Source organism: Helicovermis profundi, from assembly GCF_033097505.1.
Classification (GTDB): domain Bacteria; phylum Bacillota; class Clostridia; order Peptostreptococcales; family Acidaminobacteraceae; genus Helicovermis; species Helicovermis profundi.
The window spans coordinates 782540-797480 of sequence record NZ_AP028654.1 but is presented as its reverse complement, the minus strand read 5'-3'; the positions used below and the strand labels follow the sequence as shown (position 1 = coordinate 797480).

The following is a 14941-nucleotide window of genomic DNA, read 5'->3' as shown; positions in this document are numbered from 1 at the left end:
TTACTCCTCAAATTTATATCCAACTTTTATAACAGTTTTTATTATTTTAGAATAGTTATCAAGTTTTTTTCTTAATTTTTTTATATGTGAATCTACAACTCTTAAATCGCCATAAAAATCATAGCCCCATACTTTATCAAGTATCAATTCTCTTGAAAGAACTATTCCAGAGTTCTTAATTAAATAAACTAGTAAATCGAATTCTTTTGGTGATAAATTAACAATTTTTTCGTCAATTTTTACTAAATAAGCCTTTGTATCGATATATATTCCACTACAAGAAAGAATATCATCTTCACTTGTTTTTTTAACATCTATTCTCTTAATTAATGTTTCAACTCGTTTAACTAATACTTTTGGACTAAATGGTTTTGTAACGTATTCATCAGCACCAAGTTCAAATCCCATTAATTTATCATCTTCATCTTCTCTTGCAGTTAGCATAATAATTGGAATATGTGATTTTTTTCTAATTCGTCTGCACACAGACCATCCATCAATTTTTGGTAACATAACATCTAAAAGAACTAAATCGATATCTTCATTCTCAAATATCTCAAGACCTATTTCTCCATTCACCGCTCCAAATACATTGAAATTTGCTTCAATTAAATAATCTGTTATTATTTCAAGTATTCTTTCTTCATCTTCTACAACAAGAATATTTTTTTTCATTTTCTTTCTCCCAAAAAATTTTCTATTTATTCTATTCTACCTTAAATAATTTACTTTTAGAAATTTTTGTTTCATTTTCAGCTTAAACAAGTAAATGAAATAAAGAGACTGTCATCTCTTTATTTCATTTTAAAATTAATTTACTATTTTAAACCTATATTATTTCTTATTTTACTTCTTAACTCAATCAATTCTTTATAATCATAAAAGAAATTAATTTTTTGACTATTTATATCACTATTAGTTGCTTTATTTTCAAGAATAAATACTCTAAAACTTTCTGCTATATCTTCTTCAGGATTAGTTGCTGCATAATCACTAACAAATGAATTTGGATAGTCCTCATAAAGTTTTTCACTATCATAGTAATCTTTTCCTAATATATATTTCTTATCTATTTTAGACCAAAATTTATTATAAAATTTATTTAAATAACTGCCTTCTTTTAACGTACCCTCTTCAGTTTCATATGTCTTTTTATTATTAATATTACTACTAATATCCATTTGTGTATTATTAAGCGTTAGAATATGTGCAAATTCATGTGTTATATTTTCATTTAAAAGCTTATAGTCTATTTTGTTTTGCTTATTTACAGCATCTTCTATATCAATATCTAAAGCCCATTTACTTAATTTATCATCCAGTGGAGAAACGGCTGCTAGCATTCCATCTAGTCCATCTGTTCCTATGTCAAATACTGCTACATATTTCATAATTTCTTTTGGAACTGACTTATAAATATAATTCCAAATTTTATAATGCAATTTTTTTTCTTCATCAGTTAATCCACTTGGTAAAACTTCATTTTCATAATCTTTAGCATTATTCGATAATACAATTTTTTCATTATTAACATCATATATTGCTTGCAGTGAGAATTCTTCAATGTTCTCCTCATCATCATAATAGTTATCATCATCTAAACACTGATCAGCTGAAGAACTTTCTTCTTCAGGAATAACATCATCATATCCGCTTAAGCCATATTTAGATAGTATTTCATCATATTTTTTGTAAATATCATCTAACTGCTTATCAAGTTCATCTAATTTTAGATTATCTTCTTCAGAAATTTCATCCCATAAAGCTAAATCATCTTCTTCGTTAAAAGTATTTTCATCACCATTTTCACTAATAGTATTTTCTGCATTTTTGGTATTTTTATCATTTACATTTGTTTCATTAGTTGCGAACACCGTTATCATTCCCATTGATAAAGTTAAAGTAAGAATTACAGCAATTGCTAAATTTTTTTTCCATAAATTATTAAACATAATTTTCAGCTCCTTTGTTTTCTTATAGTGTTTGCTTACAATTACATTTTAATAATTTGTTATGTCTTCCTTGTGCCTATTAAGTGTTTACCATATTCTTATTTTAAACCTTCGAAAATTTTTTTCTTTTATTGCTCTATTATTATCCTAAAATTATTATAAAAAAAATTGCTCCTACAATATAGGAGCAAGACTTTAATAAATTATATTATTCTTTTCTAGTATGCATTGCAATATGCTTAACTGAAACAGCTTCTTTTTGAATGCTTTTATTTCTTCTTGTCATTTGATCTTCTTTTTGCTTTTTACAAGATGGACAAAATCTTCCAGATAAAATTTTTCTTCCACACATTTCACATAAACCATCTAAATTCATATTTGATAAAGATAATCTTCCATCATCCACGTAGCTCATAATTTCTTTTACAGTAATTTTAACACCAATTTCTTCCATTAGCTTCCTTAATCCTTCCGGATTAATTCCTGGGTTATCATAAACTAAATCTTTTGCTATTACGAATTTTTCTTTTTTATCAATATTTGCTCCTGATTTTTTCGTGTGAATCACTTTACAATTTTCACAAAGATGATCTCCTTCTTCTCCGCCAAAAAAAACACCACATTGCTCACATTTTATTAGCATAATTTCCTCCTGATATAATAAAATTCTATAATACAAAATAATATTTATTTTTTACTAGTATATACAATTATTATATCATTAAATTATGAGTTTTCTCAACTACTTTATATAAGTTATTGATATGACTTTACGAAATTTCATAAAAACAATATACAATGGGTAAGTAATCAAACTTACCATTATTCCACCTAATGTATACACAAAAGGTGCTGTTACAATTTTAAGTAATTCACCATCTAATATAGCAATATGAACACCAAACAAATTTAACGAAAAAAATAACAATCCTACAATAAAATATATACTACCTAGTAATAATCCCATAACTCCTGCAGTTTCTACATAACTCTCAAAACTTAGTCTTTTAACTTTTATTTTTTCCATATGATTACCCTAAAATAATTTGATTGTAAGAAGCCATAAAACCATAAATATAACTATCCTTGCAATTGTATATTTTAGTTCATGTCCCTCAAGCATTACCCTTCTATAAAAATAATTAATAATAGCTTCTGCTAATAATACAATAACTATACCAAAAAAAACTGAACCTATAAAAGTTGAAACTGCTAGTTTTCCAAAAACAATACTAGTAAAAAAAATTGATGTTAAAACACCTACTAAACCTGATATTAATGAAATCGAATTACATTTTTTAATTATGCTTATCATAACCTTCCTCCTGTTTTTTGAATCTTCTTTCTTTTGTAATAATTTATCACATTGATTTGTACAACGTGTGTACATATGGAAAAATCTTTCAAACTATTTACTAGTATTCAAATAATCCTTTACTATATATTTTTTTCATTACATTCACCTACATCCTTTCGTTACAAATTTAACACCCACTTTCAATTATAAGTATATAAAATTATTTTTACAATACTTTTTTTAGGAAAAACAATATAGTATTTACATTTTTTTGTTATTTGTAACAAAAAAAATGAAGCTGCAAAATTCTGCACGCTTCATTTTTACAATATCATATAATTTTTGTGATTATAATTACTAATAGGTCTCTCTAATTCCATCAACCATATATATTACTCTTTGGCATATATTTATTACGTGATCAGCTATTCTTTCTAAATGCCGACCAATAAACAAAAATCTAATAATTTGAGATTTATTATCTTTATTTGTAATATCTAATAATTCACTGTATATTTTTTCATATAAGTCATCTACTTTATCATCAAGTAATGCTATATCTCTAGCTTTATCTGAATCCTTATTAACGTAAGCATCAATACACCCTTTTATCATTGTTTTTACGATTCTATTCATTTCTGGCAAATCAATAAGTTCTTTAATAAATTTTTCATCTCCAAACTCAAGTGCAACTTTTGCTATATTTACCCCATAATCACCTATTCTCTCTAAATCAGTAATAATCTTAAGCGCACCAGAAATTTCTCTAAGATCACCTGCTAGAGGCTGTTGAAGTGCAATTAAATTCAAACATTTATTTTCTATTTCAAGTTCAAGTTGATCAATATTTTTATCCATTTCTATAACATCATTTGCTAATTTTCTATCTTTATCCACTAAAGATTTAAAAGCCAGATCAACAATACCTTCAGCTCCAACTCCCATCTTGATAATTAAGTCTTCAAGTTTTTCAAGTTCTTTATCAAACCTTGCTCTTACCCTCATAATTCCTCCTAGCCAAATCTACCAGTAATATAATCTTCAGTTTGTTTTTTTATTGGATTTGAAAATAATTTTGTTGTTATTCCATATTCAATAAGTTCGCCCATTAGAAAAAATGCTGTATTGTCAGAAATTCTTCCCGCTTGTTGCATTGAATGTGTTACTATAACAATAGTGTAGTCTTTCTTAAGTTTAATTGCAAGTTCCTCTATTTTTAATGTTGCTATAGGATCTAACGCTGAAGTAGGCTCATCCATCAAAAGAATGTCAGGTTCTACAGCAAGTGCTCTAGCTATGCAAAGCCTTTGTTGTTGTCCTCCTGAAAGTCCAAGTGCACTTTTTTTAAGCCTATCTTTTACTTCATCCCAAAGAGCAGCATTTCTTAAACTTTTCTCAACTAATTCATCAAGAGTTTTTTTATCTTTAATTCCATGAGATCTTGGACCATAAGCAATATTATCATATATACTCATTGGAAATGGATTTGGTTTTTGAAATACCATACCAACTTTCTTTCTAAGTTCATTTACATCAATAGTATCATATATATCGGTTTTATCTATTTTCACCATTCCATTAATTTTAACATTGTCTACTAAATCATTCATCCTATTTAAAGTTTTTAAAAAAGTTGATTTACCACATCCAGAAGGTCCAATTAAAGCTGTAATACCTTTTTCTTTAATATCAATATTTATATTTTTAAGAGCTTTAAAATCCCCATAAAATAAATCTAGATTTTTAACACTAATTTTACTATTATCCACTTTTTCCCTCCACTAATTTTACTCTTACTTATGCCTTATTTGTTGTATTCATTTTGTTAGCAACATAATTTGATAATACATTAATCATAAAAATCATTATTATTAAAACTGATGCTGTTGCAAATGCTTTATCAAAAGAAATCCCTTCTTTAGCAAGCATATATAAATGTACAGAAAGAGTTCTTCCTGACTCAAAAATTGATTTTGGAATATATGGTGCCATACCAACGGTTAAATAAATTGCAGCAGTTTCTCCTATTATTCTTCCAACACTTAAAATAATAGCTGTTAAAATACCAGGAAACGCCGAAGGCAAAATACATTTATATATTGTTCTAAGTTTTGTCGCTCCAAGACTTAAACTTGCTTCCTTATAACTTTTAGGAACTGATTTAAGCGCCTCTTCACTACTTCTAATAATTGTAGGAAGAACCATAATACTAAGTGTAATTGCACCAGAAATAATTGACCAGCCCATTTTTAGAAATACTACAAAGAATACCATTCCAAACAATCCATAAATAATCGAAGGAATACCCGCTAAGCTTTCTGTTGCAAACCTTATTATCTTGATTAGTCTTTTATTTTTTGCATACTCAGTTAAATAAATTGCGCTTAATACTCCTATAGGTGCAGAAAAAGCAATTGAAATTATGATTAAGTATAATGTTGAAATTATCATTGGAAAAATTCCGCCACCATCATCACCCTTAGGTGCACTACTTAAAAATTCCATATTAATCTGAGGTAATCCTCTCGAAAGTACATATACTAGAATCCAAACAAGTATACTAAATGTTATAAATGATGATATATATATTAATCCAAGTATGAAATTGTCTTTAAACTTTCTATAATTTTTTACATTTTTTTTATTCATTTTTTATCCTCACATAGAATTTTTTTCTAATTACTATTTCTATCGATTATTAAGAAATTTAAAATAAAGTTAATAATCATAATAAATATAAATAAGATTACTCCTGTTGCAAATAACGCTTCTTGGTGCAATCCATATGCATAACCCATTTCAATTGCAATATTTGCCGTAAGTGTTCTTGCTCTATCAAGAATTGAGCTTGGAAGTTGAACTGTATTGCCAATGACTAAAATTACTGCCATAGTTTCTCCTATCGCTCTCCCAATTCCAAGAACTACTGAAGTTAAAATTCCTGATTTTGCTGCAGGCAATATAACTTTAAAAATTGTTTGAATTTCACTAGAACCAAGAGCAAGAGATCCTTCTTTATATTCTTTTGGAACTGCTTTAATTGCATTTTCTGATATTGTTATTATTGTTGGAAGAATCATTGCAGAAAGTATTATTATTGCTGCTAAAATGCTATTTCCGCCTCCACCATAATACTTATCTATTAATGGAACTATAACAAGAAGTCCGAAAAAACCATAAATTACCGATGGAATACCTGCTAATAGCTGTACAGCACTTTCTACAATTTTTCCTAGCCATTTCGGTGCAATTTCGCTGAGAAAAATTGCCGTAAATACGCCAATTGGAACGCCTATTACAATTGCTCCAAAAGTAACATAAAGTGATGCTAAAATCATAGGAAAGATTCCATAAATATCAGCAGAAGGTTCCCAGTTAAGCCCAAATATAAAATTAGATAAACCAATTTTATTAATTGCTGGTGCCCCTTTTCCAAATATAAAGATCATAATAAGTAGTAAACTTAAAATTGAAACTAATGCTGAAACTAAAAAAGTTTTTTCAATTATATTTTCGATTTTTTTCTTTTTTCTATATTTTTTTCTATCAATAGTTATCATTTTCCCTCCAACTTTTCATTATTTACAAGCTATATTTATTATAGAAAAACTATGTTTAATAAAATTACTTTTATATTAATTCTATGTAAAGTATAAAGGTGAATTAACATACTTATATATGGCATCTTAATCACCTTGTACTAGCATTTATTTTATAGAAATCAATTTTTTAGAAATGATTTTTTGTCCTTCATCGCTCATTACAAAATCAAGATATGCTTTAGCTTCCTTTGACAACTCACCATTTGAAAGTAATAAAAATGGTCTAGAAATATTATAAGTTCCATTAACTATATTATCAGTAGTTGGATCAACTCCATCAATCTTAACAGTTTGTATGCTATTATCTAAATATGATAACGACAGGTATCCAATAGCATATTCTTTTTTAGCAACATTTGCTTTTACAGCACCATTTCCCTCAGCAATTAAGGCATTTTTAATGACTGCACTTATTTTTTTACCATCACTATTTTTCTTTTCTAAATCCATTAATTCTTCAAAAGCACCTCTAGTACCAGAACCTGCTTCTCTTGATATTACAAGAATCTCTTTATCTACTCCACCGACTTCTTTCCAATTAGTTATTTGTCCTTTAAATATTTTTGTAGCTTCCTCTTTTGTTAAATCTTTTACTCCGTTTTTAGGATTTACAACAACTGCAATTCCATCAAATGCAATAACATGTTCGTTAAGACCCCATTCTTTTTCACCTGTTTTTAAATTTCTTGAAGACATTCCAAAATCAGATACTTTATCATGCGACGATTTTATTCCTGCTGAAGATCCAACGCCTTGAACATCAACCTTTACTTTAGGGTTTATTTTCATAAATGCTTCTGCAATTTCCTGAGCAACCGGCGTTACTGATGTAGATCCTACTAATGTTACATGTCCCTTTAATTCATTTGACGCTGAAACATCACTTTCATTAGATGAACTTGCCTCATTAGATGAACACCCTGTTAATAAAACCAGTACTATTACCGATACCAATGCTAAAATTAGAACTTTTGAATTTAATATCCTTTTCATTTTTTAATCTCCTTTTATGAGTTTTTATTTTCTTTTACAATACTAATATATATTTGTTTGATTATGATTATATTTAGTTTATGTTAATTCCGTGTTAAATAAAAAAATCTACTAAATTAATAATCAATATGAATGATTTGTTAATTTAGTAGATTTTAAAATGTATATTTAATTTTCACTATGACTATTACCGCATTAAGAATACATATAAAAGACTTAATACAAGTACGATTCCAAATAAAAATATAGAATAAGTAATACTAGTTATTCTTTTATGGAAGAAAATAATTAACTCATTTATACTTTTAACATTTTTTAAAAGTGGTTTAGCTTCACTTGATAAATTTAATATATTTTCTGTTTTTTCTAAAATATCCTCTTTAGAATGCATTACTTTTTCTTCGAATTCATGTTTAAATGTATCAGTAGATGTATCAACCATCATTCTTTTCTCTTCTAATTTAAGTAAAAGAGTACTATCAAGGTTTTCTACTACATTAACAGAATTTGAAAGTTTTTTTACTGAATAAATCATCCAATTATCAATATGTTTAAAGAAAAACGAGAAAAATTTAAATGTATTCACAATTACCGGAATATAGAGATCTTTTTCTAAATCAAACCACATAAGAGAAGGGTTAACGTACATTTTCTTTTTATCGTGATGAATTATAAAATAATTATCTACAAACTGATAATAAATTGAAACGCCCAAAATGATTGTAATAAGAGAATATACCAATTTATCTATAGTAAAGAAATTTACGTATTCTAAACCATGAGCGTGAAGAGAACTTGCATATAAATTTAATGAACTAATTATTCCATTTGGAAATAACCCAATTATAATAATCAATCCTGCAAGTATACCCATTGGCATAAGTGCTCTTTTATGAACAAATTCATTGTACTGTCCTTTAAATTCACTATTTTCATCAATAAAAATTCCAATAAATATTTTCATCATATAGGCAATTGTAAGCGCACCACCAAGCAAAAATGCAATTTCTGAAAATTTATAAAAAATATTATCAGTAAGATGATAAGCTTCTAGAATTGCTTCGTGTATTAATGTTTTAGATGTATAACCATTAAATCCAGGAATTCCTGTTATACCAAGTATTCCAATTAAAAATATTATTTTAAGCTTTATTTTATTTTTACCAAAACCATATATTTTATTAATACTTAAATCGTTATAAATCATATAAATAATTCCCGCTCCAAGGAAAAGTAGAATTTTAAATATAGCATGATTTACCATGAAAAGAATCGTTCCAACAATAGCAACGCCACCTTCTTTTCCAAGAATTCCTATAAGACCAATTCCCATTAACATAAACCCAGTTTGACTTAAACTACTATAGGCGATTACTCTCTTTATATTTCTTTGCATCATAGCAAGTATTCCACCAAGATATATATTTATTATACCTATTACAAATATAACAAACGACATTTTCTCATCACCGGCCATCATTTCATCTACTACTATTATTATTCCAAATAATCCTGCTTTTAGAAGTACTCCGCTAATAATAGCACTTGCAGGTGCTGGAGCCGCCGTATACGCTTTTACAAGCCATGTATGAAGTGGAAACATACTCGCTTTTACTCCAAATCCTACGATTATTAAAGTCGATATCACGTATTTAACATTTCCTAAATTTGGTAGAGTTTTTGATATTTCACCAATATTAAGCGTACCAGTGTAATCAAAAAGAAGAAAAATACCCATTAACATTACAAGCCCACCCGCAATTGCCATGGAAATATAAGATACTCCAGCCTCATGCGAGTACTTATCTTCATCGTGAATTACAAGAATATATGACGTTAAAGACATTATTTCAAAAAATGTAAACATATTTATTATATTTTCTGACATAAATATTCCTATAGTAGCAGCATAGGTAAGCATTGAAAAAAGGTAATACCTATTTCTGTTTTTATGTTTAAGTAAATATTGAGTAGAATACATTGTAGTTAAAAACCATGCGAGAGCTGAAATTACAAGCATAGCATATCTAAGCATATCTATTTTTAAAAATAGTCCTGTACCCATTATATTTGGTACAAAATACGTTAAATCGCCGTTCTTAACATTTGGAAATATTAACATTACTAAAATTAATTCAATTGCAGTAAACAACACATTAAATATATCTCTATATTTTTCATTTTTGCTACCAATAAAATAACCTATAAAAGAAGCAATAAACGGTATTATCAATATTAAAATTATCATCATTACCTCCCTTAAAAAACTTCTAGCAAAATATCGTTAATGAATGAAATTATCACATTTGGAAATAAACCTAAAAATATTATTATAGCTGTTAAAATAACTATTGGTACTAACATAAATTTATTTGGATCTTTTGAATCGCGTTCAAGTTCTAAATGTGCAAAATCTTCATTTAAATGTTCTTCTAAAATAAGCTGATCTTCAGATTTTCTAAAAAATGCTGCTACAGGTATTGGAAGCAAATAACTTGCAGTTAAAAACGCACTAAATAATAATATAATCACTTGAAAAATAGAACCATTATTAAGTGCTCCCATACTTAAAAACCACTTACTTACAAAACCATTTGTTGGCGGTATACCAATTAATGATATTGATGCAATAGTGAAACATACAAAAGTTATTTTCATATTTTTACCAAGTCCATTTATTTGATGAATATACTTTTTGCCTGTTTGATGTGTTATAGCTCCAACAATGAAAAATAAAGTTATTTTTATAAAGGCATGGTTAATTAAATGAAGAAGAGCTCCGCTTAATCCATTTTTATTGAGCATTAATATACCTAAAATTATATATCCAAGCTGTGAAATTGTTGAATAAGCTAATCTTTTCTTTAGATGATCTTGGTGAAGTGCTAAGAGTGATCCCATTAGTATTGTTATAATCGCAAATGGTATCAAATATTTAACTGCTCCTATTTCCTTTATTACGGTCGCACCAAATACGAAATACGTTATTCTAATAAGAGAAAAAATTCCTGATTTAACGACGGCAACTGCATGAAGAAGCGCACTTACTGGTGTAGGGGCAACCATCGCAGCTGGTAACCAAGAATGAAATGGTACAAGAGCTGATTTTACTCCAAATCCTAAAAACATAGATATATAACTTATAAGTATTAAATTTTTATCACTTAGTGCAGCATTCGAGAAAATTCCGCCGTGTGTAAAATTCATATTTCCAGTTACACTATAGAGAATCATCATACCAAATATAATAAGTGTCGCACCTGAAAACGAATATATAATATATTTTTTACCACTGTATAATGCTTCTTTTGTTCCAGCGTGTATAACCAAAGGAAAGGTTGAAAGGGTTAATATTTCGTAGTAAATATATAATGTAAATAAATTACCTGCAAAAGATATACCTACTGTTACTCCTAAAGTTAAAACGAAAAATGCATAAAACATTCTTTTTTTACTTTCGTGACTCATATATTCAAATGAATAAAAACTAGTTAATATCCAAAGAATAGATGCCATCAAACTAAAAAGAACTCCCAATTTATCAACTTTAAAATAAATATCTAAAAATTCATTCACTTTTATTAAATGTGATGTTGTTGTATTTACGTTGTATGCTGAATTTAACACTAATCCCAAATTAACAAATACAATTATTCCAACAAATTTTTTCATATATTTATCTTTAATTATTTTATTTGTGGATAAACACAATGTGCCAATTATTGGTACCAATAGTGGCAATAGTAAAATTAATTTTTCCATTACTCCATCTCCTACTCATCATATGTTGAATTTTTACATGTATTATTATGAAAAACTTCCTAAACGTTTAGTAGTTTAATTAAAAATAACTTCCAAATTTAATAAGCTCTATAATTTTTCCTGAGAAAAATCCAGTTAATATCATTATTACTGATAATATAATCAGTGGCATCAATTCTTTAATTGGCTTGCTTTTTGATCTAAACACTTTTCCATCTAAATTATCTTCTCCAAAATAACCGTTAATAATAATTGGAAAATAATAAGCTGCATTTAATAAACTACTTAGTAAAATAATAGCAAGTAAATATAATTTTCCAGTTTCAATAGAAGCAAGAGAAAGGTTCCATTTACTAATAAATCCTGGAAGTACTGGAATACCAATCATAGAAAATGCGCTAATCGAAAATATTGCAAGAGTTACTGGCATTTCTTTTCCGATTCCTTTAATATCATCGATCTTTTTAAAACCGGTTTGTTCAATTATTGAACCTACTGCTAGAAATAAACTAGATTTAGTTACTGCATGAGCTATTATATGATAAACCGCCATTAGTAAACCAAGTTCATTACCTAGTCCAATTCCAAAAAATATATATCCCATTTGAGCTACACTTGAATAAGCAATCATTCTTTTTAATTCTTTTTGCCTTCTTGCAAAGACTGAACCCATAATCATTCCAAGTGATCCAAATATAAGTAATATATTTAATATAACTGTACCCTGAATAATATTTTTTCCATAAACCATATAAAATATTTTTATCATAAAAATGATAGGCGCTTTAATAACTAACGCTGAAAGTATTGCACTGGAAGGACTAGGAGCAGATGAATGTGCATCTGGTAACCAGATGTGTAGAGGAAACATCGCTCCTTTTATCCCAAGTCCCACAGTGAAAAGTATTAAACTAATCAAAATAATATTTTGATTAGATGCTGCCGATTTAACCAATTCATCATGAATAAATTCCATGCTTAAATGACCAGTTATAGAATAAAGAAATGCAATTCCCATAAGAACTAATCCTGAACCTAAAGTACTAAGAATTAAATATTTAAGAGCTGCTTTTATATTAGTTTTTTTATCCTTTGCAATAATAATTCCACAAGCTGCAAGTGTACTAACTTCTAAAAATACAAAACCATTAAAAATATCGTAAGTATATATAATTCCAAGTAATGATGCTAATAAAAGTAAATTAAGTGTATAAAAAAAACTCACTCTTTTTACTTTGATTTCTTTTTCTAAACTATACATTGAATACCAAACTATCATTAACATAACAAAAGAAAATAATAATCCAATAATACTTTCTATATAATCAATTCTAAAAACAATACCAAAAGGTGCTGAAAAATGACCTATAGTAAACATAAAAATTCCATTATTAATTACGTTAACTAAATTTACTAAATTCATAATAAATACTAAAGAAAATATTGCTAAGGAAATTTTATAAACATTTTTTTTGTTTTTCAAAATAGGAACAATAAATGCGCCCATCATAAGTATCATAATTGTTAAAAGAGGTATTAGTTCAAGTGTATTTATTTTTGAAATACTACTACTCGTGACATTTAGTAAGGTTAAACTGATTAATTTCATTAGTTTCCTCCTTTATTTTCATCTAAAAACCAAATTTTTAAAGCTAAAGGTTTTAAATTATTTATCATTTTTGTTTTAATTGTTATTCTTCTTAATAGCGTTTATCTCATCTAATTCGATTGTTCCAAATTTTTCGTAGTACTTAATAGTTAATGCTAGCATAAACGATGTAACACTTACTGCTACAACAATTCCAGTAAGCATAAGACCCGTTGGAATTGGGTTTACATAGCCATTTATATGAAATTTTCCGCCGACAATAATAGGAGCTTCTTTTCCATGAATAAATCCAATAGAAATAAACAACAAAAAAATCGATGTATCCATGATATTCATTCCTATTATTTTTTTTATAAGATTATTATTCAATAGAAGAATCATAAAACCTATTCCAAAGAGAACCACTGCTCCTACTTGTATATAATTTATTAGTAAATTAGACATTTTCGATTTCACCCTCTTCAAATAAAGAAGCTATAAAGTAAAATGTAATTGCTACTACTATTCCAACTAATATATTTAACGGCATAATAAACCCTCCACTTAAAATTGTACCAACATTGCCTACTGGAACTATCTCATTCAATCCATAAAATGACGCTACAAATACAAATCCTTTTAATAATCCATATCCAATTAAAGAAAATGACACTAATTTTAAAAGTTTTCTAAATCCAAATTTTCTGCAAGTCTCTTCATTACCATGAATAAACCTGTACATAATAAGGCTTGCTCCTAAAATACTTCCTCCAGCAAATCCACCCCCTGGAGAAATATGACCAAAAATCATAATATACAGAGCAAACATTTGAATAAAAGGAATCATTATATTTGCAACATTTTTCACTATACTAGTCTTCATATTTTGTACCACCTTTTTTTAAAACCATAAAAACACAGATTAAAGCGGTATATATAACTGAAGTTTCTATAAATGTATCAAAAGCCCTATAATCAAGAATCATAGCTGACACTATATTTACAGCACCTGTGTCTTTCATTGCATCATTTATGTATTTTTCCATTACAATATTATGAGAAGGATTCGTTCCTAGTCCAAGTAATGGCATATCGTTTACAGCAATTAAAAGAAAGATAATAAAAGCTATTGTAATAATACTCGCAAGAATTTTTTTCATTTTTTCATCACCTTAATCTTTCTTAGAGTAATAATAAATAGTATAGAAGTAATTCCAGCACCAACTGCAGCTTCAGTTATTGCTAAATCAGGCGCATTCATCTGTTGCCAAAGGATTGCCATCATAAAACTATATACCATAAAAATGATAACTGAAGCTAAAATATTTTTTGTATACGAAGCCATAATTGCTCCTAATATCATAACTACTAAAATAATTATATTAAAAATCATCATTTTACTTCACCCGCTTCTTCTATTGTTAATTCAGTTTTGTTAGCATCTTTTGACTCACCTAAAGTTTTATTTTCTCTTCCACTACTCGCAAGAATCGCTCTTGCAATCATATGAGTTGCAGTTGGGTTAGCTATCCACAAAAATATAATAACCATAAGTAGTTTAATACTTGAAGGAGAAAACCCTTTTAATACAATCAAACCAAGAAGAGAAAGAACAGCTCCAAGAGTATCGCATTTTGCAGCTCCATGAGCTCTTGTAAGCGCATCTGGAAACCTAATAACACCAATAGTTCCAACGAAGAAAAAGAAAAGTCCAAACGATATTAAAACAACTGCTATAATATTCATC

18 protein-coding genes are annotated in these 14941 nt (G+C 27.7%); all 18 read right to left on the bottom strand.

The features are described from left to right. Positions 1 to 675 (bottom strand): response regulator transcription factor, encoded by a 675-nt coding sequence (locus AACH12_RS03445; RefSeq protein WP_338536683.1) that lies wholly within the window; start codon positions 673 to 675, stop codon positions 1 to 3. 143 nt (positions 676 to 818) lie between these two features. Further along, positions 819 to 1952: a zinc-binding metallopeptidase gene (locus AACH12_RS03440; protein ID WP_338536682.1), complete on the bottom strand. Its 1134-nt coding sequence runs from the start codon at positions 1950 to 1952 to the stop codon at positions 819 to 821. 208 nt (positions 1953 to 2160) lie between these two features. Further along, positions 2161 to 2595, bottom strand: a complete 435-nt coding sequence (locus AACH12_RS03435; protein ID WP_338536681.1) for a hypothetical protein — start codon at positions 2593 to 2595, stop codon at positions 2161 to 2163. A 99-nt stretch (positions 2596 to 2694) separates the two neighbouring features. Then, on the bottom strand, positions 2695 to 2979 hold the full coding sequence (locus AACH12_RS03430) for a hypothetical protein (protein WP_338536680.1): 285 nt from the start codon (positions 2977 to 2979) through the stop codon (positions 2695 to 2697). 9 nt (positions 2980 to 2988) lie between these two features. Then, complete coding sequence (locus AACH12_RS03425; RefSeq protein ID WP_338536679.1) at positions 2989 to 3267, bottom strand: hypothetical protein; 279 nt, start codon at positions 3265 to 3267, stop codon at positions 2989 to 2991. A 339-nt stretch (positions 3268 to 3606) separates the two neighbouring features. Next, on the bottom strand, positions 3607 to 4254 hold the full coding sequence (gene phoU, locus AACH12_RS03420) for a phosphate signaling complex protein PhoU (RefSeq protein WP_338536678.1): 648 nt from the start codon (positions 4252 to 4254) through the stop codon (positions 3607 to 3609). An 8-nt stretch (positions 4255 to 4262) separates the two neighbouring features. Next, positions 4263 to 5018 carry a phosphate ABC transporter ATP-binding protein PstB gene (gene pstB / locus AACH12_RS03415; protein WP_338536677.1) on the bottom strand — a complete coding sequence of 252 codons (756 nt, stop codon included), beginning with the start codon at positions 5016 to 5018 and terminating at the stop codon, positions 4263 to 4265. Positions 5019 to 5046: 28 nt separating this feature from the next. Then, positions 5047 to 5898: a phosphate ABC transporter permease PstA gene (pstA, locus tag AACH12_RS03410; RefSeq protein WP_338536676.1), complete on the bottom strand. Its 852-nt coding sequence runs from the start codon at positions 5896 to 5898 to the stop codon at positions 5047 to 5049. 26 nt (positions 5899 to 5924) lie between these two features. Continuing rightward, positions 5925 to 6800, bottom strand: coding sequence for a phosphate ABC transporter permease subunit PstC (pstC, locus tag AACH12_RS03405; RefSeq protein WP_463671008.1), 876 nt, complete (start codon positions 6798 to 6800; stop codon positions 5925 to 5927). Between the two features lie 156 nt (positions 6801 to 6956). Further along, positions 6957 to 7844 carry a phosphate ABC transporter substrate-binding protein gene (locus AACH12_RS03400; RefSeq protein WP_338536674.1) on the bottom strand — a complete coding sequence of 296 codons (888 nt, stop codon included), beginning with the start codon at positions 7842 to 7844 and terminating at the stop codon, positions 6957 to 6959. Between the two features lie 187 nt (positions 7845 to 8031). Next, the gene (locus tag AACH12_RS03395; protein ID WP_338536673.1) at positions 8032 to 10092 is read right to left on the bottom strand and encodes a complex I subunit 5 family protein; all 2061 of its coding nucleotides are present in this window, start codon (positions 10090 to 10092) and stop codon (positions 8032 to 8034) included. Positions 10093 to 10103: 11 nt separating this feature from the next. Further along, the gene (locus AACH12_RS03390) at positions 10104 to 11606 is read right to left on the bottom strand and encodes a complex I subunit 5 family protein (RefSeq protein ID WP_338536672.1); all 1503 of its coding nucleotides are present in this window, start codon (positions 11604 to 11606) and stop codon (positions 10104 to 10106) included. 79 nt (positions 11607 to 11685) lie between these two features. Continuing rightward, entirely contained in the window at positions 11686 to 13215 is a 1530-nt protein-coding gene (locus AACH12_RS03385; protein WP_338536671.1) for a complex I subunit 5 family protein, read from the bottom strand. Between the two features lie 75 nt (positions 13216 to 13290). After that, positions 13291 to 13659, bottom strand: coding sequence for a sodium:proton antiporter (locus tag AACH12_RS03380; protein ID WP_338536670.1), 369 nt, complete (start codon positions 13657 to 13659; stop codon positions 13291 to 13293). Next, positions 13652 to 14077 carry an MnhB domain-containing protein gene (locus AACH12_RS03375; RefSeq protein ID WP_338536669.1) on the bottom strand — a complete coding sequence of 142 codons (426 nt, stop codon included), beginning with the start codon at positions 14075 to 14077 and terminating at the stop codon, positions 13652 to 13654. Before AACH12_RS03375 ends, AACH12_RS03380 begins: the two co-directional genes overlap by 8 nt. Next, positions 14067 to 14354, bottom strand: a complete 288-nt coding sequence (mbhE, locus tag AACH12_RS03370) for a hydrogen gas-evolving membrane-bound hydrogenase subunit E (protein WP_338536668.1) — start codon at positions 14352 to 14354, stop codon at positions 14067 to 14069. Before mbhE ends, AACH12_RS03375 begins: the two co-directional genes overlap by 11 nt. Then, positions 14351 to 14590, bottom strand: coding sequence for a hydrogenase subunit MbhD domain-containing protein (locus AACH12_RS03365; RefSeq protein ID WP_338536667.1), 240 nt, complete (start codon positions 14588 to 14590; stop codon positions 14351 to 14353). The genes mbhE and AACH12_RS03365 overlap by 4 nt, the downstream gene beginning before the upstream one ends. Then, the gene (gene mnhG, locus AACH12_RS03360) at positions 14587 to 14940 is read right to left on the bottom strand and encodes a monovalent cation/H(+) antiporter subunit G (protein ID WP_338536666.1); all 354 of its coding nucleotides are present in this window, start codon (positions 14938 to 14940) and stop codon (positions 14587 to 14589) included. Before mnhG ends, AACH12_RS03365 begins: the two co-directional genes overlap by 4 nt. Position 14941: the final 1 nt, after the last annotated feature.